The sequence below is a fragment of the Streptomyces capillispiralis genome, from assembly GCF_007829875.1.
GTDB classification, from domain to species: domain Bacteria; phylum Actinomycetota; class Actinomycetes; order Streptomycetales; family Streptomycetaceae; genus Streptomyces; species Streptomyces capillispiralis.
Genome location: NZ_VIWV01000001.1, coordinates 2,245,435 through 2,269,709, shown reverse-complemented (window position 1 = coordinate 2,269,709; position 24,275 = coordinate 2,245,435). Strand labels below are relative to the sequence as shown.

Below are 24,275 nucleotides of genomic sequence, written 5' to 3'. Positions count from 1 at the left end.
TGTCATCACCGAGACGCAGCAGGAGTACGAGAACCATGGCGAACGCACCGGTCCAGCGCATGTCCCAGTTGATGGCGAAGACGCTGCGCGACGACCCGGCAGACGCCGAGGTCCTCAGTCACAAGCTGCTCGTCCGCGCCGGCTACGTACGGCGCACCGCCGCCGGCATCTGGACCTGGCTGCCCCTCGGCAAGAAGGTCCTCGCCAACGTGGAGCGCATCGTCCGCGAGGAGATGGACGCCATCGGCGCCCAGGAGGTGCTGCTCCCCGCGCTGCTGCCGCGTGAGCCCTACGAGGCCACCGGCCGCTGGGAGGAGTACGGTCCCGAGCTGTTCCGCCTCCAGGACCGCAAGGGCGGCGACTACCTCCTCGGCCCCACCCACGAGGAGATCTTCACCCTGATGGTGAAGGACCAGGTGTCCTCCTACAAGGACCTGCCGGTCATCCTCTACCAGATCCAGAGCAAGTACCGCGACGAGGCCCGCCCCCGGGCCGGCATCCTGCGCGGCCGCGAGTTCCTGATGAAGGACTCCTACTCCTTCGACCTGGAGGACGAGGGCCTCGCCCGCTCCTATGCCCTGCACCGGGCGGCCTACCAGCGGATCTTCGAGCGCCTCGGCCTCGACTACCGGATCTGCGCCGCGACCGCCGGCGCGATGGGCGGCTCCAAGTCCGAGGAGTTCCTCGCGCCCGCCGAGGCCGGCGAGGACACCTTCGCGGACTGCCCGAACTGCGACTTCGCCGCGAACACCGAGGCGGTCGCCTACGAGCTGAAGCCGGTCGACGCCGCGGGCGTCCCGGCTGCCGAGGACATCCCCACCCCGGACACCCCGACCATCGAGACCCTCGCCGCCCAGCTCGGCGTCCCCGCCTCGGCCACGCTGAAGAACCTGCTGGTCAAGGTCGACGGCGAGATCGTCGCCGTGGGCGTGCCCGGTGACCGCGAGGTCGACATGGACAAGGTGGAGGCGCACTTCGCGCCCGCCACGGTGGAGATGGTCACCGAGGCCGACTTCGCCGCCCGCCCCGACCTGGTGCGCGGCTACGTCGGCCCGCAGGGCCTGGGCAAGGTGACCTACATCGCCGACCCGCGCGTCGCGCCGGGCACCGCCTGGATCACCGGCGCCAACAAGGCCGACACGCACGCGAAGAACGTCGTCGCCGGGCGCGACTTCGAGGTCGACGCGTACGTGGACGTCGTGGTGGTGCAGGAGGGCGACCCCTGCCCCAAGTGCGGCACCGGCCTCAAGCTGGACCGCGCCATCGAGATCGGCCACATCTTCCAGCTGGGCCGCAAGTACGCCGACGCCCTCAAGCTCGACGTCCTCGGCCAGAACGGCAAGCCGGGCCGCGTCACCATGGGCTCCTACGGCATCGGCGTCTCCCGCGCGGTGGCGGCCCTCGCCGAGCAGACCGCCGACGACAAGGGCCTGTGCTGGCCCCAGGAGGTCGCCCCGGCCGACGTCCACGTGGTCGCCGCGGGCAAGGCCCTGCAGACCGAGCTCGCCCTCGACGTCTCCGAAAAGCTGTCCGCCGCCGGCGTCCGCGTCCTGGTCGACGACCGGCCGGGTGTCTCCCCGGGCGTCAAGTTCACCGACTCGGAGCTGATCGGCGTCCCGCGCATCCTGGTCGCCGGGCGCCGCGCGGCCGAGGGCGTGGTGGAACTCAAGGACCGCCGCACCGGCGAGCGCGAGGAACTGTCGGTCGAGGAAGCGATCGCCCGCCTGACGGCGTAACTGGGCCCACCGGGCCCGCGCGGCACCCCGCCACCGCACGGGCCCGGCCCTCCGCCCCCACCCCGCACGCACGCCCTTGGGGCGCACCCCGCACGCGCGGGCTACCCCCGAGCCCCGGGATGTGGCCCTCGGAGCCAGCACCTGTCCCGTGACGCGGCTCCCGGGGTTAGCCCCCGCCTCGGGATGTGGCCCCCCGGGCCCAGCACCTGTCCCGTGACGCGGCTCCCGGGGTTAGCCCCCGCCTCGGGATGTGGCCCCCCGGGCCCAGCACCTGTCCCGTGACGCGGCCCCCTGAGGGCCCAGTACGCGCCCCCGGGATGTGGCCCTCCGGGCTCACCACCTGCCCCGGGAGGCACCCCCCCGGACCCAGCAACCCGCCCCGGGATGTGGCCCTCCGGGCTCACCACCCGCCCCGGGCCCACCACCCGCCCATCACTCAGGGCCGCGTGCACGCCGGCCCGCGCGCCGACACCCGGTGCTCACTCGGCACCCGCGCCCGCCCCGCAGCGGCGCTCCTGCGTAGGGCGCAACGTGCGTCCGCGCGGCTTCCGGACAGGTGGGGCCGACGCGGTCTCCGGCGTCGCGGCCGCTTGTTCCGGTCGGGAAGCGTTCCGGGCGGTGCCCGACCGGGGCGACCGGCTCCCTACCGGGACAGCCGGCGTGCGACCGGGATGGCTGGTGACCGACCCAGGCGACCGGCTCCCTGCCGGGACGGTTGGTGCCGGATCGGGACAGCCGACGCCCTACCGGGACGGCCGGCACCCGACCGGGATGGCTGGTGCCCCACCGCGATGGCCGGCGGAGGTGCGGGCCCGTCCTAGAGCCAGCCCGCGAACTCCAGCAACAACTCCGCGTCCTGTGCGCGGCCGACGCGGCGGGCCCGTACGCCCGATTCCACCGCGCGGAACAGGGTCCAGCCGGCCAGGCGCTCCCGGTCGACCTCCAGGGACTCCGCGAGGCGCTTCACCCGGCGGCGGGTCGTCGCCGCACCGGACGGCTGGGCGATGAGGTCCTCCACCCGGTCCCGGACCAGCCGGGCCAGGTCGAAGGCGCACTCGCCGACCACCGGATCCGGCCCCACCGCCAGCCACGGCATCCGCTCCCCGGCGAGCACCTTGCTCTGCCGGAACGTGCCGTGCAGCAGCTTCCGCTCCGGCGGCGCGGCCAGCAGCTCCTCGCGCGCGGCCAGCGCCGCCTCCACCAGCGGCGCGACCTCCGGGTCGGCCGCCGCGCCCGCCCGCATCGCCCGCGCCTGCCGCCCGGTCCGCTCGGCCACCGTCTCGAAGGCGTGCCCCTCCGGCGGATCCACCCAGAGCCGGCGCAGCGTCCCCGCAGCCTCCAACAACGCCTTCGCCTCCGGCAGCGACCGCACCGACACATCCGGATGCAGCCGCTCCAGCAGCAGGACGCCCTCGGTGCCGGAAGAGGCCGGCTCCAGCGACTGGACCGTTCCCCGGCCACCCCAGTGCGCCAGCGCGGCCCGCTCGCTCTCCGGGCGGGCCCGGCGCGGCGCCAGCTTCAGCACGGCGGGCGTGCCGTCGGCCGTGCGCACCAGCACGACCAGGCTGCTGCGCCCGCCCGGCACCTGCACCCGCTCCACGGTCAACTCGCGCTGTGCGACGGCCCCGCGCGCCACCTCCGGCAGCTTCTCCAGCCAGTCGTCGCCCTCGGGCGCCGTCTCACCGAGCGCCCTCACCAGACGCTGCGGCGGTTCGAAAACCATGCGCGAGTCCGTTCCCTTCCTGCTGTACGCGGCGCCAGCCGCCCTCCGTCACGCCGTCGGCGCCGGGGACCCCGAAGCCGTACCGCCCCGCTCGGCGAGCCCAGGGAAGGCTACGCTCCCGCCCGTCCAGCGCACCGACCGCACCGCCGCCTCCCGCATCGCCTCGGCGGCGCCCCGGCGCCGCTCACCCGTACCGTCGCGCACCAGGTCGGCGTACACCCCGGCCACCCTGTCCTCCAGCTCCGCGGCCAGCCGGACCGCCGCGGCCGCGTCCGGCACCGGGAACGGCAGCGCGTAGCCGGCCGCGGCGGCGACGGGCTCACCGCCCGCGTCCTCGACCGCGCGCGCCAGCGCGTCCCTGCGCGCCCGGTGCGCGTCGTACGCCGTACGTGCCTCGGTGCGCCGCTCTTTGCCGATCCGCCCGCCGACGACCCCGTAGCCGTACACCGCCGCGTGCTCCGCCGCCAGGGCCGCCTGGAGGGCCCGCAACTCCTTGTCCTGCTTGTCCCGCGCCTCGCTCATCGGCCCGCCTCCGTCAGCAGATACACGTGTGCGGCACCGGCCGCGGCCACCGAGGCCAGCAGCCGGGCCAGCTCGCCCGGCGCGGCCAGCAGCGCCTTCGCCCGCCGGTCGGCGATCTCCCGCTCGGCGGCGGCGAGTTCGGCGAGGGCGTCCTTCTCCTTCGCGGGCACGACGGCCGCGGGGGAGGCCGAGGGGGAGACCGACGCCGAGGGGGAGGGCGACTCCTTCCCCTCGTCCTCGAACGCCTGCGCGTGCCGTACGACCTCCGCGCGCAGTGGACGCAGCCGCTCCGCCAGCTTCGGGTGCGCGGCGACGACCGCGTCGTACCGCTCGGCCAGCGCCCTGCTGTCCCGGGCCGCGCGCGCCCGTTCCCGGTCGGCGGCCGAGGGGCGGCTGCCGCCGGAGGCGCCGGAGGTGCCGGAGCCGGCGGAACAGCCCGCCACCAGCAGGGCCGCCGGAGCGACGGCGAGCAGACTCCTTCTGCGCGGCCCCGAACGGGCGCGCGGAGACGAGGGGAACGACACGGCAGACGTCCTCGGGGGCTCGAACGAACGGGGCGACGAAGCGAACGGGCCCGCTGGCCCGTGATCACGGTACCCGGGAGCCCGCCCGGCAGCGGTCAGCGGCACCCTCCGTGACCGGTGGACGGCAACACCCTCCGCGACCGGATACCCTTTGTGCAGACACGCGCACCGATCCACAACAGCACACGCGGCCGAGGAGTCACCCGGATGAGCACCACCCAGAGCGAGAGGCTTCGAACACTTCTGGAACCGCTCGTCAGCTCCCAGGGCCTCGATCTCGAGGAGATCGCCGTGGACGCGGTCGGCCGCAAGCGTGTGCTGCGCGTCGTCGTCGACTCCGACACCGGTGCCGACCTGGACCGGATCGCCGATGTGAGCCGCGTGCTCTCGGCGAAGCTCGACGAGACGGACGCGATGGGCGGCGGGGAGTACACCCTGGAGGTGGGCACCCCCGGCGCGGAACGCCTCCTCACCGAGCACCGGCACTACGTACGCGCCACCGGCCGCCTGGTGCGGTTCCAGCTGGCCGAGGGCGGCGAACTGGTCGCCAGGATCATCGAGGCCGGCGACGACGGCCTGGACCTCGAGGTACCGGGAGTGAAGGGCCGCAAGGCCACCACGCGCAGACTCGCCTTCGACGACATCACCAGGGCGCGCGTCCAGGTCGAGTTCAACCGCAAGGACGACGCGTCCGACAAGAAGAACGACAAGAAGGAAGAGGAGGCGTAGCCGTGGACATCGACATGAGCGCCCTGCGGGGCTTGGTACGGGAGAAGGAGATCTCCTTCGACCTGCTGGTCGAGGCGATCGAGTCGGCCCTCCTCATCGCCTACCACCGCACCGAGGGAAGCCGCCGGCACGCGCGCGTGGAGCTCAACCGGGAGACCGGACATGTGACCGTGTGGGCGAAGGAGGACCCCGAGGACCTCGAGGAGGGCCAGGCCCCCCGCGAGTTCGACGACACCCCGTCCGGCTTCGGCCGTATCGCCGCCACCACGGCCAAGCAGGTCATCCTGCAGCGCCTGCGCGACGCCGAGGACGACGCGACGCTCGGCGAGTACGCCGGCCGCGAGGGCGACATCGTCACCGGCGTGGTCCAGCAGGGCCGCGACCCGAAGAACGTCCTGGTCGACATCGGCAAGCTGGAGGCCATCCTGCCGGTGCAGGAGCAGGTGCCCGGCGAGACCTACCCGCACGGCCTGCGGCTGCGCAGCTACGTCGTCCGGGTGGCCAAGGGCGTGCGCGGCCCCTCCGTGACCCTGTCGCGCACCCACCCCAACCTGGTGAAGAAGCTGTTCGCCCTGGAGGTGCCGGAGATCGCCGACGGTTCCGTGGAGATCGCCGCGATCGCCCGTGAGGCCGGTCACCGCACGAAGATCGCCGTCCGTTCCACCCGCTCCGGCCTGAACGCCAAGGGTGCCTGCATCGGCCCCATGGGCGGCCGGGTGCGCAACGTGATGGGCGAGCTGAACGGCGAGAAGATCGACATCGTCGACTGGTCCGACGACCCGGCCGAGATGGTGGCCAACGCCCTGTCGCCGGCCCGGGTCTCCAAGGTGGAGGTCGTCGACATGGCGGCCCGCTCCGCCCGGGTCACCGTGCCCGACTACCAGCTGTCCCTGGCGATCGGCAAGGAAGGGCAGAACGCCCGTCTCGCCGCCCGTCTGACCGGCTGGCGGATCGACATCCGGCCGGACACGGAGCCGACCGGGGACCAGAACCGGGAACGGGCCGGGGAATAGATCCAGGCCGTGGGCCGCTGAGATCACGACAGGTTTGCTCGCGGCAGTGTTCGATTCTTGCCCCGAAAGGGTGAGGTCGGTCCGGGGAGGTAGACTAAGGAGTGTCTGGCCGGACACGAGCTGGCGTATGCCCTGAGCGCACCTGCGTGGGGTGCCGGGAGCGAGCGGTCAAGAACGAGCTGCTGCGGATCGTGGTGATCGAGGACGCGTGCGTCCCGGATCCTCGCGGTACGCTGCCCGGCCGGGGTGCTTACGTGCACCCCGTCCCGGTCTGTCTCGACCAGGCAGTGCGCCGCAGGGCGTTTCCGCGGGCGCTCCGCGTCCCGGGACCGCTCGACGTAAAGGCGTTGCGCCGCTACGTCGAGCAGGCACAAGGTTGCTGAGCAGCGGCTCCGCCCGCTGGGCAGGCAACACGTAAGAACATGCCGTACGGAACCCGCCGTGCGGTCTGGTACCTCGCGAGTCGAAAGCAGGTCGAGATTGCGATGAGCACTCGATGAGTACGCGATGAGTACGCCCATGAACTAGCGACGGTCCGGACGCAACCCGGACCTCAAAGGAGCGAAGTGGCTAAGGTCCGGGTCTACGAACTCGCCAAGGAGTTCGGTGTGGAGAGCAAGGTCGTCATGGCCAAGCTCCAGGAACTCGGTGAATTCGTCCGTTCGGCGTCTTCGACCATCGAAGCGCCCGTAGTACGCAAGCTGACCGACGCGTTCCAGGGCGGGGGCAACGGCAAGTCCGCTGCCAAGCCCGGTGCGCCCCGGAAGGCCGCCCCGAGGCCCGCCGCGCCGTCCCCGGCGCAGGGTGGGGGTCCCTCCCGCGCCGTTCCGGCCGCGGGTGAGCGTCCGGCTGCCCCCAAGCCGCCGGCCGCGCCCAAGCCCGCCGCGGCCCAGCCGCCGGCGGCTCCGTCGGCTCCCGCGCCGGCGGCCTCCGGTCAGCGTCCGACGCCGGGCCCGCGCCCCGCGCCGCGTCCGGCTCCGGCGGCCCCGGAGTTCCAGGCCCCGCCCGCGGCGGCGGCCCCGGCTCCCTCCGGTGCCAAGCCCGCCGCGCGTCCCGGCGCCCCCAAGCCCGGCGGTCGTCCCGCCGGTCAGGGCCAGGGTCAGGGCGGCGGTCAGGGTCGTCCGGCCGGCCAGGGTCAGCGTCCCGGCGGCGGAGCCCCGCGTCCGGGTGCCCGCCCGGCCGGTCCGCGTCCGGGTAACAACCCCTTCACCTCCGGTGGCTCCACCGGTATGGCCCGCCCGCAGGCGCCGCGTCCGCAGGGCGCGCGTCCCGGCGGTCCCGGTGCCCCCGGCGGCGGTCCCCGTCCCCAGGCCCCCGGTGGCCAGGGCGGCGGTCCGCGTCCGCAGGCTCCGGGCGGGCAGCGCCCGACCCCGGGCTCGATGCCGCGTCCGCAGGGCGGTCCCCGTCCCGGTGGCGGTGGCCCCGGCGGTCCGCGTCCGAACCCCGGCATGATGCCGCAGCGTCCCGCTGCCGGCCCGCGTCCCGGCCCCGGCGGCCCCGGCGGCCGCGGTCCGGGCGGTCCGGGCCGTCCCGGCGGCGGTGCCGGTCGTCCCGGCGGTGGCGGCGGCTTCGCCGGCCGTCCCGGCGGCGGCGGTGGCGGTGCCGGTCGTCCCGGTGGCGGCGGCGGCTTCGCCGGCCGTCCCGGCGGCGGCGGTGGCGGCTTCGGCGGCGGCGGTGGCCGTCCCGGCTTCGGTGGCCGTCCCGGCGGTCCCGGTGGCCGTGGTGGCACGCAGGGCGCCTTCGGCCGTCCCGGCGGTCCCGCGCGTCGCGGTCGCAAGTCGAAGCGGCAGAGGCGCCAGGAGTACGAGGCCATGCAGGCCCCGTCGGTCGGCGGTGTGATGCTGCCCCGCGGCAACGGCGAGACCATTCGCCTGTCGCGCGGTGCCTCGCTCACCGACTTCGCGGAGAAGATCAACGCCAACCCGGCGTCGCTCGTCGCGGTCATGATGAACCTCGGCGAGATGGTCACCGCGACCCAGTCCGTCTCCGACGAGACGCTCCAGCTCCTCGCGGACGAGATGAACTACACCGTTCAGATCGTCAGCCCGGAGGAGGAGGACCGCGAGCTGCTCGAGTCCTTCGACCTGGAGTTCGGCGAGGACGAGGGCGACGAGGAGGACCTGGTGGTCCGTCCGCCGGTCGTCACCGTCATGGGTCACGTCGACCACGGAAAGACCCGCCTCCTCGACGCCATCCGCAAGACGAACGTCATCGCGGGCGAGGCCGGCGGCATCACCCAGCACATCGGTGCCTACCAGGTCACGACCGAGGTCAACGAAGAGGATCGCAAGATCACCTTCATCGACACCCCGGGCCACGAGGCGTTCACCGCCATGCGTGCCCGTGGTGCCAAGTCGACCGACATCGCGATCCTGGTCGTCGCGGCCAACGACGGCGTCATGCCGCAGACGGTCGAGGCGCTCAACCACGCCAAGGCGGCCGACGTCCCGATCGTCGTCGCGGTCAACAAGATCGACGTCGAGGGCGCGGACCCGACCAAGGTGCGCGGTCAGCTGACCGAGTACGGCCTGGTGGCCGAGGAGTACGGCGGCGACACCATGTTCGTCGACATCTCCGCCAAGCAGGGTCTGCACATCGACAGCCTCCTCGAGGCCGTCATCCTCACCGCGGACGCCTCGCTCGACCTGCGGGCCAACCCCACGCAGGACGCGCAGGGCATCTCGATCGAGTCCCGGCTCGACCGCGGCCGCGGTGCCGTGGCGACCGTCCTCGTCCAGCGAGGCACGCTGCGGGTCGGCGACACGATGGTGGTGGGCGACGCCTACGGCCGCGTGCGCGCCATGCTCGACGACAACGGCAACAACGTCGCCGAGGCCGGCCCGTCGACGCCGGTCCAGGTCCTGGGCCTGACCAACGTCCCGGGTGCGGGCGACAACTTCATCGTCGTGGACGAGGACCGTACGGCCCGTCAGATCGCCGAGAAGCGCGCCGCCCGTGAGCGCAACGCCGCGTTCGCCAAGCGCACGCGCCGCGTGTCGCTGGAGGACCTGGACAAGGTGCTCAAGGCCGGCGAGGTCCAGCAGCTGAACCTGATCATCAAGGGTGACGCTTCCGGATCCGTCGAGGCCCTGGAGTCCTCGCTGCTCCAGCTGGACGTCGGCGAAGAGGTCGACATCCGCGTCCTGCACCGCGGCGTCGGTGCGGTCACGGAGTCCGACATCGACCTGGCGATGGGCTCCGACGCCATCGTGATCGGCTTCAACGTGCGCGCCGCCGGGCGGGCACAGCAGATGGCCGAGCGCGAGGGCGTGGACGTCCGGTACTACTCGGTCATCTACCAGGCGATCGAGGAGATCGAGGCGGCCCTGAAGGGCATGCTCAAGCCGGAGTACGAAGAGGTCGAGCTCGGCACGGCGGAGATCCGCGAGGTCTTCCGCTCGTCCAAGCTGGGCAACATCGCGGGTGTGCTCATCCGCTCCGGCGAGGTCAGGCGCAACACCAAGGCGCGCCTGCTGCGCGATGGCAAGGTCATCGCGGAGAACCTCAACATCGAGGGTCTGCGTCGCTTCAAGGACGACGTCACCGAGATCCGCGAAGGCTTCGAGGGCGGTATCAACCTCGGAAACTTCAACGACATCAAGGTCGACGACGTCATCGCGACGTACGAGATGCGCGAGAAGCCGCGGGTGTAACACCCCACGGCGTGTGCCGGCCGGCGGGACCCACCCGGGTCCCGCCGGCCGGCGCGTGTACGGGTCCCGGTGCCCTCCGCCGGGCGCAATATCCGTCGATCGGCCCGCCCGCTTCGATGTACGGTTCTGATGTCCCTGCCCACCACGGATGGCGGGGCCATCGATCCCGTACCGGCGGGTGAACCGGTTGCACACATGTATGTGGGGACGCTGTCCTTCGACCTCCTCCTCGGCGACGTACGGTCGCTGAAGGAGAAGCGCTCCGTCGTCCGCCCGATCGTCGCCGAGCTCCAGCGCAAGTACGCGGTGAGCGCGGCCGAGGTGGATCACATGGACCTCCATCGCAGGGCGGTCATCGGCCTGGCCATGGTGTCCGGCGACGCGGGGCATCTGACCGACGTACTGGACCGGTGCGAGCGGCTGGTCGCCGGGCGCCCCGAGGTGGAACTGCTGTCCGTCAGGCGGCGCTTCCACGGCGAAGACGACTGACGACCACAGCCCAGAGATACGCACACAGGAAAGAACGGGAGACGGACCAGTGGCCGACAACGCGCGGGCGAAAAGGCTGGCGGACCTCATCCGAGAGGTGGTGGCCCAGAAGCTGCAGCGCGGGATCAAGGACCCGCGGCTCGGCTCGCACGTCACCATCACGGACACCCGGGTCACGGGTGACCTCAGGGAGGCGACCGTCTTCTACACGGTGTACGGGGACGACGAGGAACGGACGGCCGCCGCGGCCGGTCTGGAGAGCGCCAAGGGTGTCCTGCGCTCCGAGGTGGGCCGTGCGGCGGGCGTGAAGTTCACGCCGACCCTGACCTTCGTCATGGACGCACTGCCGGACACCGCGCGCAGCATCGAGGACCTCCTCGACAAGGCGCGCCAGTCCGACGCCGCCGTGCGCGAGGCGTCCGCCGGCGCCAAGTACGCCGGCGAGGCCGACCCGTACCGCAAGCCGGGCGACGACGAGACGGACGACACCGCCGAATGACGCAGAAGCACACCACGCCCGACGGCCTTGTCATCGTCGACAAGCCGTCGGGCTTCACTTCGCACGACGTGGTCGCCAAGATGCGCGGCATCGCCCGCACCCGGCGCGTCGGCCACGCCGGCACCCTCGACCCGATGGCGACGGGCGTCCTCGTCCTCGGCGTGGAGAGGGCGACCAAGCTCCTCGGCCACCTCGCGCTGACCGAGAAGGAGTACCTGGGCACCGTCCGGCTCGGGCAGAACACGGTCACCGACGACGCCGAGGGGGAGATCACCTCCTCCACGGACGCGTCCCGGGTCACCCGCGAGGCGGTCGACGCGGGCGTCGCCAAGCTGACCGGCGCCATCATGCAGGTGCCGTCCAAGGTGAGCGCCATCAAGATCAACGGGGTGCGCTCCTACAAGCGCGCCCGGGAGGGCGAGGAGTTCGACATCCCGGCGCGCCCGGTCACCGTCTCCTCGTTCTCCGTGTACGACGTCCGGGAAGCCGTCGCCGAGGACGGCACCGCCGTGCTGGACCTGGTGGTCTCCGTCGTCTGCTCCTCCGGCACGTACATCCGCGCCCTCGCCCGGGACCTGGGCGCCGACCTGGGCGTGGGCGGGCATCTGACCGCGCTGCGGCGCACCCGCGTCGGCCCGTACAAGCTGGACGCGGCCCGCACCCTCGACCAGCTCCAGCAGGAGCTGACCGTGATGCCGGTCGCCGAGGCCGCCGCTGCCGCCTTCCCGCGCTGGGACGTCGACACCCGCCGGGCCCGGCTGCTCACCAACGGGGTGCGGCTGGAGATGCCCGAGGAGTACGCGGGCTCCGGAGCCGTGGCCGTCTTCGACCCCGAGGGGCGCTTCCTGGCCCTCGTCGAGGAGCACCGCGGCAAGGCCAAGAGCCTCGCCGTCTTCGTCTGAGGGACAGGGACCGCGGATCCGTCCGTGGAGCGGCGTCACGGGGACGGACATGCCGCCGCTCCACGGTCCCCCTCGGTTCCCCCACCCCTAGGGTGTATCCACCCACCCCGCTCCGTTCACCCGTAAGTGCGGGCGCTCGGAGTGAAGCGGGGGAGCGGAAGGGGGCGCGTTCACCGAGCGATCTGTCCCGCTGATCATCCCGGCCCTACTGTCACGGACAAGGGCACGGATGTACGGCGGGAGGCTCGACGATGCCGTCGCGAAACGGACCCCGGGCAGCCCGGGAAGCGCAGGACGGGTGGGACGCGGGGGACCGCCGGGACGGTTGGGGTGGGAGTGCGGGGGAGTGCCGGGACTCCCGGGAGCCGCAGGGCTCAGGTGACTCGGCCGGCGCGCAGGGCCACCCGGACGTCCTGGTCCGGATCCACGACCTGGCCGGCCGCCCGCGCGGCACCGGCTTCGTCGCCGACCACCACGGCACGGTCATCACCAGCCACGAGGCCGTCGACGGTCTGCCCCGACTCGTGCTGTCCGCCGCGGGGGACCGCCGCCGCGTGGTGGGCGCCGACGCGGTGACCCCGCTGCCCCGGCTCGACCTGGCCCTCGTCCGGAGCGAAGGGCTCGGGGTCGCGCCGCTGCCCGTCACCACGCGGGGGCACATCGAGACCGGCACCTATGTGCGGATCGCCGCCGGAGGCTGGCGGGAGGCGCGCGTGCTCGGCACGAGCGCCGTGACCTACACCGCCACCGACCGTCCGCACGCCCTCGAAGCCGCCCTGGAGCTGGCGGTCGGCACCGCGGGGCGCGACGCCCTGCGCCTGGGCGGCGGGGCCGCCGGCGGCCCGGTGCTCGACGCCGCCACCGGCACCGTGCTCGGCGTCCTCGGCACCGCCCTCCGCTCCGACGAGCGCGACGTCGGCTTCGCCGTACCGCTGCTCCCGGGGGTCGCCGACGAAGGCGCCCTCGCCGCGGTGCTCGCCGAGAACGCGGCGACGGTCCCGGCGTACGGCACCGACCTCAACCTCGCCGGGATCGTGGCGCTCACCGCCACCTCGCCGGGAGGGGGCGGGCCGCCCGGACCCGGGGAGCCCGTCGCACGGGCGGCCGTCCTCGCACAGCTCGCCGCGTTCGAGCGGGGCGGGGCACCTGTACTGGGCCTCGTCGGACCGCCCGGCTCCGGCCGCACCACGGAACTCGCGGCGCTCGCCGCCCGCCGTCGCCGCGCCGGGCTGCCCACGCTGTGGCTGCGCGGCGCCGAGCTGCGCGCGGACGACGGCTCGGTCGCGGACGCCGCCCGCCGGGCACTGGACCGTGCCGCCGCACGCGCCGCCGCCTCCCTCGCCCCGTTCCCGGCCCCCGCCGAGGCCCTCGGCGACCTCGGCCCGGAGCGCCTGGCCCAGCTCTCGCGCGCGGCCGGGCGCCCGCTGCTGCTGCTCCTCGACGGCCCCGAGGAGATGCCGCCCGCCCCCGCCCACCACCGTGCCGCATGGACCGCCGCGACCGTGCGGTGGCTGCGGGCGACGGGTGCACGGCTGGCGGTGGCCTGCCGTCCGGAGTACTGGGAGGAGGCCGGCTTCCCGGAGGCGGCCCTGCACGCCGGGGACGACGGACCCGACGGGCTGCCCCCGTGCGTGACGCTCGGCGACCTCACCGCCGAGGAGGCCCGGCAGGCCCGCGCCCGCCTCGGCATCCCTGAGGGCGCCGTGGCCGACGCCGACGCCCGGCACCCGCTGACCCTGCGGCTGTTCGCCGAAGTCCGGGCCGCCCTCGCCGACGGGGCCCCGGGGACCGGCGGGACCACGGGGACCGGCGACATCCCGGCATCGTGCGCCCCGCATCACCCCGGTGCCATTGCCATTGCCAGTGCCGTTCCGGATGTCCCCGTCGGCCGCGACCAGGTCTTCTCGGCCCACCTGGACCTGATGTGCCTGCGCGTGGCCGCCCGCCTCGCCGCCGGGCACGGGCTCCGCGGCACCGCCGTACGCCGGCTGGCCGCCAAGGTCGCCGGGCAGGTGCACGAGGCCGCCCGGCGCAGCCTCGGGACCGGACAGGGCGACCTGGACCGGCAGACGTTCGAGACGGTGTTCCCGCCCGGCCCCGCTCCGGACCGGCTCGGCGGCGGCACCGGCTGGGCGGCGGCCGTCCTGGCCGAGGGCCTCCTCGTCCCGGCCGGGACCGGATACCGGTTCGCCCACGAGGAGCTCGCCGACTGGCTCCAGGGCAGCCACCTCGACGTCGACGGTGCCCTGCGCGCCCTGGTCCACGACCACCGCACCCCGCAGGACCCCGGCCCCGTCGCCCACCACCGCCTCGGCCCCGTCGTCGAGGCCCTGCTGCTCCTCGCCCGCCAGCACGGCACCGCCCGCCTCGCCTCACGCCTCGCGGACCTGACGCACGCCCTGGACGCCCGCCCCGACGCCTGGTGGGCCGCCCGCCTGCTCACCGGCACCCTCGCGCGCGTGCCCGACGCGACCCCGTACACCGAGGTGCTGCACCTGCTGACCGACCGCATCGTGGCCTGGCGGGAGCAGCGGCGGGCGGTGCGGCCGGAGCTGGGGCCCGCCTTCTGGACCGGCCTGCGGCTGCCGCCGGAGGCACGCTGCGCCCTGCTGCGCCGGCTGGTCCACGCCGACGGCCCCCCGTGCGAGAGCGGGCCCCGCTTCCTCGACGCCACCGCCGGTCTGCTCGCCGCCGACCCCGTCACCGTACTGCCGTACCTGGTCCGCTGGTTCGAGGACGACCGGCCGCTGCCCGCCACCCCGCACGCGACCGTGGCCACGGCCGCGCAGGCGCTGCTGCACACCCACCGGCACCAGGCCCTGGACGCGCTGACCGAGGCGCTCGCCGACAGCGCCCACCGGCGGGCCGACCAGCTGCTCACCGTGCTGGCGGAGGAGGAGCCGGCGGCGCTCTGCCGGGCCGTCGACCGGTGGGCGCAGGACGAACGCCCCGCGCGCCGGGCCGCCGCGCTCACCTACGGACTGCGGGTCGCACCCCACGTACGCGACGACACCGACCGCACCCTGCTGCGGTACGCGGCGCTCGCCGTGCTCGTCCGCAGTGCCGACCGCGCGCTGCACGGGGCCGCGCTCGCCCTCCTCGTCCGCGACCCGAAGAGCAGGGACCGGCACCTCCCGCGCGCCCTGGAGCACTTCGCGGCCGGTGACCCGCACCTCCCGCCGAGCGCCCTGACCGACGCCCTCGCCACCCACCCGGAGCCCGTGCTCGACGCCTTCCGGGCGCGGCTGGCCGGGGCGGACGCGGGCCGGACGCTGCGCACCCTCGCCGACGCCACCACCCCCGCCCTGGCCCGCCCGGTCGCCGCACTCCTGCGGGAGTCCGTGGAGCGGCGGCCGGAACTGACCGGGCACGTCGCCGCCTACGCCGACCGGCGGCTCGACCGGGGCCCCGCCGACCGTGCGGTCCTCCGGAGCCTGATCGCCGGGCTGCTGGACGGCGGCCCGCAGCCGCTCCGGGTGGCCCTCGCCGGTGTCCTCGCCGCCCCCGGCACGCCGGCCTCCCGCCCGCTGCGCCGCGAACTGCTCGACCTCCTGCTCACCCGCGAGAGCGACCCCGGCGTGCTGGACGCGGTGCTGCGGGCCGCCGCCCGCACCACCGGTCCCGAGCTGCGCGTCCTCGTCCACGGCACCGGACTGATGCTCGCCCGCACCCCGGAGGGCGCCGCCCGCCTCGACCACTGTCTGGCCGACCTGGGCCGCCACGTCCCGGGCTTCGCCGCCGCCGTGGCCGGCTGGCTGGCGGACGCCCCGCGCGAGTGGGACACGCTCGTCGGCCCCGCCACCCGCCGCACGATCGGACACCTCGCGGACACGACCGTCCCCGCCTGACCCAAGGCGTACGGTGCACCCGATCACCGCCGCCATGCCGTCGATGCGGGCCACCGGCAGCACGACGGCCGTTCCCCTGTTGCCGGGGCGCGCGTGCACCCGGTCACAGCCCCGATGCCGATGCGGGCGCCGGGCAGGCGGCATGGCACCCTTAGAGCTGCGCAGGATAGGTCCACGGACTCGGTCTCGACGAGGTTTCGACAAGGAGCAGGCACAGTGCAGCGCTGGCGTGGCTTGGAGGACATCCCCCAGGACTGGGGGCGCAGCGTCGTCACCATCGGTTCCTACGACGGAGTCCACCGCGGGCACCAGCTGATCATCCGGCATGCCGTGGACCGCGCCCGGGCCCTCGGCGTGCCCGCCGTCGTCGTCACCTTCGACCCCCACCCCAGCGAGGTCGTCCGCCCGGGCAGCCACCCGCCGCTGCTCGCCCCGCACCACCGGCGCGCCGAACTCATGGCCGGGCTCGGCGTCGACGCGGTGCTGATCCTCCCCTTCACCACCGAGTTCTCCAAGCTGTCCGCGGCCGACTTCGTGGTGAAGGTCCTGGTCGACAAGCTGCACGCCAAGGCGGTCGTCGAGGGCCCCAACTTCCGCTTCGGCCACCGGGCCGCCGGCAACGTGGAGTTCCTCGCCGAGCAGGGCCGGGTCTACGACTTCGACGTCGAGGTCGTCGACCTGTACGTGACCGGAGAGGCCGGCGGCGGCGAGCCGTTCTCCTCGACGCTCACCCGCCGCCTGGTCGCCGAGGGCGCGGTCGAGGGCGCCGCCGAGATCCTGGGCCGCCCCCACCGCGTGGAGGGCGTGGTCGTCCGCGGCGCCCAGCGCGGCCGCGACCTGGGCTTCCCCACGGCCAACGTCGAGACGCTCCCGCACACCGCGATCCCCGCCGACGGCGTCTACGCCGGCTGGTTGCACGCCCAGGGCGAGGCCATGCCCGCCGCGATCTCCGTCGGCACCAACCCCCAGTTCGACGGCACCGAGCGCACGGTCGAGGCGTACGCCATCGACCGCGTCGGACTCGACCTCTACGGGCTGCACGTCGCCGTCGACTTCCTCGCCTTCGTGCGCGGCCAGGCCAAGTTCGACACGCTGGAGGCGCTGCTGGAGCAGATGGCCGCGGACGTCGAGCGCTGCAAGGAACTGGTGGCCGCGGCCGAGAAGGCGTAGCCCCGGTCAGACCGTCCCGGCGTGCGCCCAGTGGCACGCCACCTGGGCCGTGCCGCTCCCGTCGAGGATCCCCGGATCCCGGCCGCGGCACGCCCCGGCGACCCCCGCGCGGTCCGCCTCGCCGCCCGCCAGGACCGGGCAGCGGGCGTGGAACCGGCAGCCGGAGGGCACGCGGGCCGGATCCGGTGGCTCGCCAGTGAGGATCACCGGCTCGCCCGGAGCCTCGGGCAGCACGGACAGCAGGGCCCGCGTGTACGGATGCCTCGGAGCCGTCAGGACCTGCTCCACCGCCCCCGTCTCCACGATCCGGCCCAGGTACATCACCGCGACCCGGTCGGCGATGTTCCAGGCCAGCCCGAGATCGTGCGTGACCACCAGCGCGGCCAGCCCCAGTTCGGTGCGCAGACGCAGCAGCAGGGCCAGGATCTCGCCGCGCACGGACGCGTCGAGGGAGGCCACCGGCTCGTCGGCGACCAGGAGTTCGGGCTCCAGCACCAACGCGCCCGCGATCACCACGCGTTGCCGCTGACCGCCGGACAGCTCGTGCGGATACCGCAGGAAGAACCGCTCCGGCGGCCGCAGCCCGGCCCGGGACAGCGCCCCGGCGACCGCGGCCCGCTCGTCACCGCCGTAGCCGTGGATCCGCAGTCCCTCGGCGACGGCGTCGTACACCGTGTGCCGCGGATTGAGCGAGCCGCTCGGATCCTGCAACACCAGCTGCGCGCGCCTGCGGTACGCCTTCAGCGCCCGGCCGGAGTACTCCAGCGGCCGCCCGTCGAAGGCGACCCGCCCCGCGGCCGGCTCGACCAGGCCCAGCAGGGCGCGGGCCAGCGTCGTCTTGCCGCAGCCCGATTCACCGACCAGGGCGACGATCTCCCCGGAGCGGATGTCGAGGTCGACACCGTCCACGGCCCGGGCGGCGGGGGCGCCGTGGCGGCCGGGGAAGGAGACCCGTACGCCCCGGGCGCTGAGGAGGGGGGAGGAGGTGGTCATGGGGCGGGGCGCCTCGCTTCCTCGGGGGAGTCCGGGGCGTGGGAGGTGTCTCCGACGGTGTCGTGTGGTCCGGCCGGGGGCGTGTCCCGATCCCCGCTCCCGCCCGAGTCCCCGGCCCAGCTCCGACCGGTGTCCGGGGGCTGATCGGTGTCCCGGGCCCGACCGGGGGCCCGGTCCTGCGCGGGGGCCCGGTCCTGTGCGGTGACGTGTACGCACGCCGCGCGGCGGTCCGGTCCCGCGTCCCGCAGCGGCTGGTCCTCCACGGCGCAGGAGTCGAGCGGCACCGGGCACCGCGGATGGAAGGCGCAGCCCGCCGGCAGCGCCGACGGGTCCGGCGGATCGCCGGGCAGACCGCGCGGCGCGAAGCGCGACGCCGGGTCGCCGATGCGCGGGAACGCGGCCGACAGCGCCCGGGCGTACGGATGACGGGCGTCCTCGTGGACCCGCCGGGCGGGGCCCTCCTCGACGACCCGGCCCGCGTACATCACCGCGAGCCGGTCACAGGTGTCCGCGAGGACCGCCAGGTCGTGGCTGATCATGATCAGCCCGACGTCCTGGTCGGCGACCACCTGCTCGATCAGCCGCAGGATCTGCGCCTGGATCATCACATCGAGCGCGGTCGTCGGCTCGTCGGCGATGATCAGCCGGGGGTCGCAGGCCAGCGCCATGGCGATCATGACGCGCTGGCGCTGCCCGCCGGACAGTTCGTGCGGATGGGCCGACCCGCGGGCGGCCGGGAGGCCGACCTGCTCCAGCAGTTCCCCGGTCCTCCTCCGCGCCCCGGCGGGAGTCGCCCTGCGGTGCAGCAGGATCGGCTCGGCGATCTGGTCGCCGACGCGCCGCACGGGGTTGAGGGAGTGCATGGCCCCCTGGAACACGATGGAGGCACCGGCCCAGCGGACCGCCCGTACCCGGCCCCACTTCATGGCCAGCACGTCCTCGCCGTCCAGCAGGATCTCGCCGCCGACCCGGGTCCCCGCGGGCAGCAGCCGCAGCAGGGCCAGGGCCAGCGTGGACTTGCCGCACCCCGACTCCCCGGCGACCCCCAGCTTGCGGCCCGCGTCCAGGCGCAGGTCGACCCCGCGCACGGCCGCCGCCCCGTCCGCGTACGTCACCGTCAGTCCCCTGACGTCGAGCAGGCTCAACGGGACACCCCCAGCCGCGGGTTGAGGACGGACTCCACGGCCCGCCCGCACAGGGTGAACGCCAGCGCCACCACGGCGATGGCGATGCCCGGCGGCACCAGGTACCACCAGTGCCCGGCACTGACCGCGCCCGCCTCGCGGGCGTCCTGCAACAGCCCGCCCCACGACACCACGGTCGGATCACCGAGCCCCAGGAAGGCCAGCGTCGCCTCCGCGAGGATCGCCGAGGAGATGATCAGTGTCGTCTGGGCCAGCACCAGCGGCATCACGTTGGGCAGCACGTGCCGGGTCATGATGTGCCAGTGCCCGCCGCCGAGCGCCCGCGCCCGCTCGATGTACGGCCGGGTCTCCACGGCCAGCGTCTGTGCCCGCACCAGCCGGGCCGTCGTCGGCCAGGTCGTCACCCCGATCGCCACGACGATCGTCAGCAGCGAGCGGGACATCACCGTGGCCAGCGCGATCGCCAGCACCAGCGTCGGCATCACCAGGAACCAGTCGGTGATCCGCATCAGCACCGTCGCGTACCAGCCGCGGAAGTGCCCCGCCGTCACCCCGATCACCAAGCCGATCGCCACCGACAGCACCGCGGCCAGCAGCCCCACCAGCAGCGACACCCGCGCGCCCCAGACCACCAGGCCGAGCAGACTGCGCCCGAACCGGTCGGCGCCCAGCGGGAGTTCGGGGCTCGGGCGCTCCAGCGGACGGCCCGGCGCGTCGGTCACATCGGCCACGTCGGAGCCGACGAGCAGCGGAGCGGCCAGGGCCGGCAGCGCGAACAGGGCGAGCACCGCCAGACCGAGGACGCCCGCCCGGTGCGTACGGTACTGCCGCCAGAACCGCACCGCCGAGGCCCGGCGCCGCTGCCACGCCAGGGCGCGGGGGCGCGCGGCCGGACCCTTCTCGCTCGTCATCGGCCCACCCGGGGATCGAACAGCGGGTACACGAGGTCGGCGAGCGTGTTCATCACGATCACCGCGGCGGCGAACACGAGGAACAGCCCCTGCACCAGCGGCAGATCGGGCACGCTCAACGCCTGGTAGAACAGCCCGCCCAGACCCGGCCAGGAGAAGACCGTCTCCACCAGGATCACCCCGGCCACGGTCCGCCCGAGGTTGATGAAGATCAGCGTCACGGTCGGCAGCAGCGCGTTGGGCACGGCGTGCCGGCGCCGTACGAGGTCGTCGCGCAGCCCCTTCGCCCGCGCGGTGGTCAAATAGTCGCTGCCCATCTCGTCCAGCAGCGCCGCCCGTGTCACCAGCAGCGTCTGCCCGTACTCGACGGCCACCAGCGTCACCACCGGAAGGACCAGGTGGTGCGCCACGTCGAGGACGTACGCGAAGCCCTCCTCGCCACCGGACTCCATACCACCGGTCGGGAACAGGCCCGGCAGCGGACCGATCCCCACCGACAGCGTGATGATCAGCAGCAGCCCCAGCCAAAAGGAGGGCAGGGAGTACAGGGTCAGCGCCAGCCCCGTGCCGATCCGGTCCCCGAGCCGCCCGTGCCGCCAGGCGGACCGGGTGCCGAGGACGACGCCGAGCACCGTGTAGAGGACGAAGGCGGTACCGGTGAGCAGCAGGGTGTTCGGCAACGCCTCGCCCATCCTGTCGACCACGGGCGCGTTGAACTGGTACGACGTCCCCAGATCGCCGGTCAGCGCCTTGCCGCAGTAGTCGGTGAACTGCTGCCACAGCGGCAGGTCCAGCCCGAACTGCTCGCGGTACATTGCCAGTTGCTCGGCCGAGACCTGCCGGCCCCCGGTCATGAACTTCACCGGGTCGCCGGGGATCAGCCGGAAGAGGAAAAAGCTGGTGACGAGGACGGCGAGGAGGGACACGGCGGCTCCGGCCACCTTGCCCGCCACGTACCGGGGGTAGGCGGTGGTGACACGGCCGCCGACCGCCGCCGGCCCGTCCTTCGGCGGACCGGCGGCGGCCTCCGTGCCCCCGCCGGCGGATGCGGATGTCGCGTCGGAGGTCATGGGTCCCCGTCCGCCGCCTACTCGCGGTCCTCGGCCGTGGCCCGCCGCCGCACCGCCGCGATAGCCCCCAGCCCCGCGAGGACGACGACACCCGCGACGATCCCGACCACCACGCCCGTCGACGACGAACCACCGTCACCGTCCCCGGAGTCCGCCGCCGGCACCGCCGACCACCAGCTCCAGTAGCCGTCCTGCCCGTAGATGTTGCCCGCCCTCGCCGGCATGGTGGTGATCGACTCGATGTGGTCCGTGCGGTAGGCCTCGACCGCGTTCGGATACGCCATGACGTTCATGTACCCGAGGTCGTACAGCCGCGACTCCATCTGTCGGACGATGTCCGCCCGCTTGCCGGCGTCGTACTCGGCGAGCTGCCGGGCGTACAGCTCGTCGTAGGTCCTGTCGCAGATGAAGTTGTCGGTCGCGCCGGTCTCCTCCGGGGTCGCCGGGAGCGCCGCGCAGGTGTGGAGGGACAGCACGAAGTCGGGGTCCGGGTTGACCGACCAGCCGTCGAAGGCAAGGTCGTACTCGCCGGCCAGCCAGGGATCGGTCACGTTGTCCAGGCAGTTGAGCGTGACGCCGATACCGAGGTCGCCCCACCACTCCTGGAGGTACTGGCCGACCGCCTTGTCGTTGGGGTCGGTGGCGTGGCACAGCACCCGGTAGTCGATCGGCTCGCCGTCCTTGCCGACGCGCCGGCCGTCGCCGTTCTTCCGGTAGCCGGCCCGGTCCAGCAGCCGGGCCGCCTCCGCCGTGTCGTACGCCAGCTCCTGCTCGGGCGAGGGCTCCCAGAAGTAGTCGGAGAAGCGGGGCGGGATGTAACCGGCGCCCTCGACGGCGTGCCCCTGGAACACCTTGTCGATGAGGGTCTTCCGGTCCACCGCCATGAACAGCGCGTGACGCACCCGCCGGTCGAGCAGCGACGGATGCCCGTCACCGATCTTCTCGCCGTTCTTCGCCCGCGCGCCCGGGTTGGTGGCCAGGGCGTAGAAGCGGCGGCCCGGGGCGTCGTTGACGCGGATGTTCTTCTCGCCCTTCAGCGAGGTGGCCTGGGCGGGCGTCAGGGACGGCGACCCGGCGACGAAGGACACCTCGCCCTTGCGCAGGGCGGACACCGCCGCGTCCTGGTCCTTGTAGTAGCGGAAGACCAGCTCGTCGAACTTCGGCGCGCCGCGCCAGAAGTCCTTGTTCGCCCTCAGCCGCACATGGCTGTCCGCCTTGTAGTCGGTGAGGACGAAGGGGCCGTTGCCGACGACCGGGAAGCCCTCGTCGTTGTTGAACTCCGAGAAGTCGTCGACCTTCTCCCACACGTGCTTGGGCACGATCGGCACGTCCAGCGCCGTCATCGTCGCCTGCGGCTTCTTCAGCCTGATGACCAGCTCGGTCGGGCCCGGGGCGGTGACCTCCTCGAAGTTGGCGACGAAACTGCCGCTGGCGGTGGCCGCGCCCGGGTCGTTCATCATCGTGTTGAACGTCCAGGCCGCGTCCTCGGCGGTGACCCGCTCGCCGTCCGACCACATGGAGTCGGACCGGATGGTGTACGTCCAGGTCAGCTTGTCCGGCGACGACTCCCACGCGGTGGCCAGGCCGGGGACGACGTGGTTGTCCTCGGCGTCGTAGTTCGTGAGGTACTCGTAGGTGAGCCGGTGGATGCTCGTACTGAGCAGCCGTACGGCCAGGAACGGGCTGAGCGAGTCGACGCTCTGCGCCACCGCGACGGTCAGCACCTTCGTGCCGTCGTCCGCCGCGCCGGCCCGGTGCGGCGCCGGGTTGAGGGGGGTGGCGAGTCCGGCGGTGAGGGTGAGCGCCGCGGCGCCGGCCGCGACGACGAACCGGATGCGGCCGGGGGTGCGGTGCCGGACGCCGTACTGATCGTTCGTGTCCATGGTCGCTGACCTCGTGTCATCGCTCGCACGGGAAGGACGGGCTGATCAGAGGAGTGATGAGTGTGTCTATCAGCGACAGCAGGGAGCGTCAACGGCGCGCGCACCCCATGTGGCCTGCGAAAACGAGGAGTTGACGCACATGGGCGCCACCCATTGGTCGAGACCACTGACGCGTCCCTGGCCAACGCCTGACGGCGGATTCCCCGGACCGAGACCGGAGGGAACCGCAGGTCGGGAGGGAACCGCAGGCTGGGAGGGAACCGCAGGCTGGGAGGGACGGCCGGTCGGGAGGGGCGGTCGGTCGGGAGGGGCGGTCGGTCGGGGGCCGCCGGTCAGGGGGCCGCCGGTCCGCCCGGTCGCTCACCTAGGCCAGGTCGACCGGTCGTGTCCGCAGCTTGGCGGCGATGCGGGCCAGGGCGCGCTGGTCCGAGGCGGTCAGCGGGTCGAGCACCAGCCGGCGCACCGCGTCCACATGGGTCGGCGCGGCCGCGACGACGACCTCGTAGCCCGCGTCGGTCAGGGCGGCGATGGTGAAGCGGCCGTCGTCGGGGTCGGGGTAACGCTCGACCCACCCGCGCGCCTCGAACCGCTTGACGACGTTGGACAGCCGGGAGAGCGAGCCGTTCGTGAGATACGCCAGCTCGCTCATGCGCAGCCGGTGCTCCGGGGTCTCGGAGATGTGGCTGAGGGTCAGGTACTCGAAGAGCGTGAGACCGGCCTCGCGCTGCAACGGCGACTCGAGCCGCCCCGGCAGCAGCAGGACGAGTGAGATCAGGCCGGTCCAGGCCTCCTTCTCGTCCGCGGTGAGCCACTGGGGTTCGTCGGGCGCGGCACCGCCGGGGTCGGGGACTGGGGCACTGCTCATCCGGACAGGTTACCAATCGGGCATGACTTCATGCGTGAAGTCAACCGTGGTACGTTCACTTCATGCGTGAAGTCAATCGAGAGGATTTCCCCATGTCTGGCACCACCACGGACGTCTCCCGTGCCCCCGAGTTCTTCGTCACCCCCGGCTACGGCCCGAAACACCTGGACCTGCTGCACTACAGCCAGGCGGTGCGCGTCGGCGACCGTGTCGAGATCTCGGGCCAGGGGGGATGGGACGACGACACGAACTTCCCGGAGGCCCTGGAGGACGAGATCGTCCGGGCCTTCGACAACGTCGAAAGGACCCTCGCCGAGGCGGGCGCCACCTGGCGCGACGTCATCGCCGTGGACTCGTTCCACATCCCCGGCGCCACGGACTCCATCGGTGAGGACCACAACCGGGTCATGGTCGACCAGTTCCGCCGGCGCATGGGTGAGCGCGCGCCCATCTGGACGCAGATCGGGGTGGCGGCGCTCGGCGCACCGGGCATGCGCGTCGAGATCCGCGTCACGGCCGTCGTCGGCCACGAGGGCTGACCCCGCCGCGAACAGCGGCAGGGGCGGGTCTCCCGTCACCCGGGAGACCCGCCCCTGCCGC

General features: G+C 73.7%; 20 protein-coding genes. 11 read left to right on the top strand and 9 right to left on the bottom strand.

The features are described from left to right. Window positions 1–35 precede the first annotated feature (35 nt). Entirely contained in the window at window positions 36–1,736 is a 1,701-nt protein-coding gene (locus FHX78_RS09150) for a proline--tRNA ligase (RefSeq protein ID WP_145866955.1), read from the top strand. Window positions 1,737–2,553: 817 nt separating this feature from the next. On the opposite strand, the gene FHX78_RS09145 is transcribed toward FHX78_RS09150, so the two are convergent. From FHX78_RS09145 to FHX78_RS09135, 3 genes are read right to left on the bottom strand one after another with little or no spacing between them, the layout of a single operon-like run. Beyond that, on the bottom strand, window positions 2,554–3,459 hold the full coding sequence (locus tag FHX78_RS09145; RefSeq protein WP_145866954.1) for an aminoglycoside phosphotransferase family protein: 906 nt from the start codon (window positions 3,457–3,459) through the stop codon (window positions 2,554–2,556). 48 nt (window positions 3,460–3,507) lie between these two features. Then, window positions 3,508–3,981 (bottom strand): ferritin-like domain-containing protein, encoded by a 474-nt coding sequence (locus tag FHX78_RS09140; RefSeq protein WP_145866953.1) that lies wholly within the window; start codon window positions 3,979–3,981, stop codon window positions 3,508–3,510. Next, window positions 3,978–4,505, bottom strand: coding sequence for a hypothetical protein (locus tag FHX78_RS09135; RefSeq protein WP_145866952.1), 528 nt, complete (start codon window positions 4,503–4,505; stop codon window positions 3,978–3,980). The genes FHX78_RS09140 and FHX78_RS09135 overlap by 4 nt, the downstream gene beginning before the upstream one ends. A gap of 207 nt (window positions 4,506–4,712) precedes the next feature. Between FHX78_RS09135 and rimP the strand changes: the two genes are divergently transcribed. From rimP to FHX78_RS09090, 9 genes are all read left to right on the top strand, one after another. Further along, complete coding sequence (gene rimP / locus FHX78_RS09130; RefSeq protein WP_145866951.1) at window positions 4,713–5,234, top strand: ribosome maturation factor RimP; 522 nt, start codon at window positions 4,713–4,715, stop codon at window positions 5,232–5,234. Between the two features lie 2 nt (window positions 5,235–5,236). Further along, entirely contained in the window at window positions 5,237–6,247 is a 1,011-nt protein-coding gene (gene nusA / locus FHX78_RS09125) for a transcription termination factor NusA (protein WP_145866950.1), read from the top strand. A gap of 101 nt (window positions 6,248–6,348) precedes the next feature. Beyond that, a complete protein-coding gene (locus FHX78_RS09120; RefSeq protein ID WP_145866949.1) occupies window positions 6,349–6,630 on the top strand; it encodes a YlxR family protein in 282 nt (93 codons plus the stop codon). Window positions 6,631–6,813: 183 nt separating this feature from the next. Continuing rightward, entirely contained in the window at window positions 6,814–9,900 is a 3,087-nt protein-coding gene (gene infB / locus FHX78_RS09115) for a translation initiation factor IF-2 (RefSeq protein WP_145866948.1), read from the top strand. Window positions 9,901–10,095: 195 nt separating this feature from the next. Next, window positions 10,096–10,389, top strand: a complete 294-nt coding sequence (locus FHX78_RS09110) for a DUF503 domain-containing protein (RefSeq protein WP_073941243.1) — start codon at window positions 10,096–10,098, stop codon at window positions 10,387–10,389. Window positions 10,390–10,438: 49 nt separating this feature from the next. After that, window positions 10,439–10,888 carry a 30S ribosome-binding factor RbfA gene (rbfA, locus tag FHX78_RS09105; RefSeq protein ID WP_145866947.1) on the top strand — a complete coding sequence of 150 codons (450 nt, stop codon included), beginning with the start codon at window positions 10,439–10,441 and terminating at the stop codon, window positions 10,886–10,888. Further along, entirely contained in the window at window positions 10,885–11,790 is a 906-nt protein-coding gene (gene truB, locus FHX78_RS09100) for a tRNA pseudouridine(55) synthase TruB (protein WP_145866946.1), read from the top strand. Before rbfA ends, truB begins: the two co-directional genes overlap by 4 nt. A gap of 251 nt (window positions 11,791–12,041) precedes the next feature. Next, window positions 12,042–15,638 carry a trypsin-like peptidase domain-containing protein gene (locus FHX78_RS09095; protein ID WP_145866945.1) on the top strand — a complete coding sequence of 1,199 codons (3,597 nt, stop codon included), beginning with the start codon at window positions 12,042–12,044 and terminating at the stop codon, window positions 15,636–15,638. Between the two features lie 216 nt (window positions 15,639–15,854). Then, window positions 15,855–16,808 carry a bifunctional riboflavin kinase/FAD synthetase gene (locus tag FHX78_RS09090; RefSeq protein ID WP_145866944.1) on the top strand — a complete coding sequence of 318 codons (954 nt, stop codon included), beginning with the start codon at window positions 15,855–15,857 and terminating at the stop codon, window positions 16,806–16,808. A 6-nt stretch (window positions 16,809–16,814) separates the two neighbouring features. Here FHX78_RS09090 and FHX78_RS09085 read toward each other — a convergent pair whose 3' ends face one another. The 6 genes from FHX78_RS09085 to FHX78_RS09060 form a co-directional block, all read right to left on the bottom strand. Further along, the gene (locus tag FHX78_RS09085; protein WP_145866943.1) at window positions 16,815–17,801 is read right to left on the bottom strand and encodes an oligopeptide/dipeptide ABC transporter ATP-binding protein; all 987 of its coding nucleotides are present in this window, start codon (window positions 17,799–17,801) and stop codon (window positions 16,815–16,817) included. Further along, a complete protein-coding gene (locus tag FHX78_RS09080) occupies window positions 17,798–18,946 on the bottom strand; it encodes an ABC transporter ATP-binding protein (RefSeq protein ID WP_229924200.1) in 1,149 nt (382 codons plus the stop codon). The genes FHX78_RS09085 and FHX78_RS09080 overlap by 4 nt, the downstream gene beginning before the upstream one ends. After that, the gene (locus tag FHX78_RS09075; RefSeq protein ID WP_145866942.1) at window positions 18,943–19,857 is read right to left on the bottom strand and encodes an ABC transporter permease; all 915 of its coding nucleotides are present in this window, start codon (window positions 19,855–19,857) and stop codon (window positions 18,943–18,945) included. Before FHX78_RS09075 ends, FHX78_RS09080 begins: the two co-directional genes overlap by 4 nt. Beyond that, entirely contained in the window at window positions 19,854–20,927 is a 1,074-nt protein-coding gene (locus tag FHX78_RS09070; RefSeq protein ID WP_145866941.1) for an ABC transporter permease, read from the bottom strand. The genes FHX78_RS09075 and FHX78_RS09070 overlap by 4 nt, the downstream gene beginning before the upstream one ends. A 17-nt stretch (window positions 20,928–20,944) precedes the next feature. After that, window positions 20,945–22,810 carry an ABC transporter substrate-binding protein gene (locus FHX78_RS09065; protein ID WP_145866940.1) on the bottom strand — a complete coding sequence of 622 codons (1,866 nt, stop codon included), beginning with the start codon at window positions 22,808–22,810 and terminating at the stop codon, window positions 20,945–20,947. Window positions 22,811–23,174: 364 nt separating this feature from the next. Then, window positions 23,175–23,675, bottom strand: a complete 501-nt coding sequence (locus FHX78_RS09060) for a MarR family winged helix-turn-helix transcriptional regulator (protein WP_145866939.1) — start codon at window positions 23,673–23,675, stop codon at window positions 23,175–23,177. A 92-nt stretch (window positions 23,676–23,767) separates the two neighbouring features. Here FHX78_RS09060 and FHX78_RS09055 point away from each other — a divergent pair, with 92 nt between their 5' ends. Further along, entirely contained in the window at window positions 23,768–24,214 is a 447-nt protein-coding gene (locus tag FHX78_RS09055) for a Rid family hydrolase (RefSeq protein WP_145866938.1), read from the top strand. Window positions 24,215–24,275: the final 61 nt, after the last annotated feature.

Bases quoted from the DNA above. Each gene is read 5' to 3' on its own strand.
- FHX78_RS09150 (WP_145866955.1), top strand. From the start codon at position 36: ATGGCGAACGCACCGGTCCAGCGCATGTCCCAGTTGATGGCGAAGACG.
- FHX78_RS09145 (WP_145866954.1), bottom strand. From the start codon at position 3,459: ATGGTTTTCGAACCGCCGCAGCGTCTGGTGAGGGCGCTCGGTGAGACG.
- FHX78_RS09140 (WP_145866953.1), bottom strand. From the start codon at position 3,981: ATGAGCGAGGCGCGGGACAAGCAGGACAAGGAGTTGCGGGCCCTCCAG.
- rimP (WP_145866951.1), top strand. From the start codon at position 4,713: ATGAGCACCACCCAGAGCGAGAGGCTTCGAACACTTCTGGAACCGCTC.
- FHX78_RS09110 (WP_073941243.1), top strand. From the start codon at position 10,096: ATGTATGTGGGGACGCTGTCCTTCGACCTCCTCCTCGGCGACGTACGG.
- truB (WP_145866946.1), top strand. From the start codon at position 10,885: ATGACGCAGAAGCACACCACGCCCGACGGCCTTGTCATCGTCGACAAG.
- FHX78_RS09095 (WP_145866945.1), top strand. From the start codon at position 12,042: ATGCCGTCGCGAAACGGACCCCGGGCAGCCCGGGAAGCGCAGGACGGG.
- FHX78_RS09085 (WP_145866943.1), bottom strand. From the start codon at position 17,801: ATGACCACCTCCTCCCCCCTCCTCAGCGCCCGGGGCGTACGGGTCTCC.
- FHX78_RS09075 (WP_145866942.1), bottom strand. From the start codon at position 19,857: ATGACGAGCGAGAAGGGTCCGGCCGCGCGCCCCCGCGCCCTGGCGTGG.
- FHX78_RS09070 (WP_145866941.1), bottom strand. From the start codon at position 20,927: ATGACCTCCGACGCGACATCCGCATCCGCCGGCGGGGGCACGGAGGCC.
- FHX78_RS09065 (WP_145866940.1), bottom strand. From the start codon at position 22,810: ATGGACACGAACGATCAGTACGGCGTCCGGCACCGCACCCCCGGCCGC.
- FHX78_RS09060 (WP_145866939.1), bottom strand. From the start codon at position 23,675: ATGAGCAGTGCCCCAGTCCCCGACCCCGGCGGTGCCGCGCCCGACGAA.
- FHX78_RS09055 (WP_145866938.1), top strand. From the start codon at position 23,768: ATGTCTGGCACCACCACGGACGTCTCCCGTGCCCCCGAGTTCTTCGTC.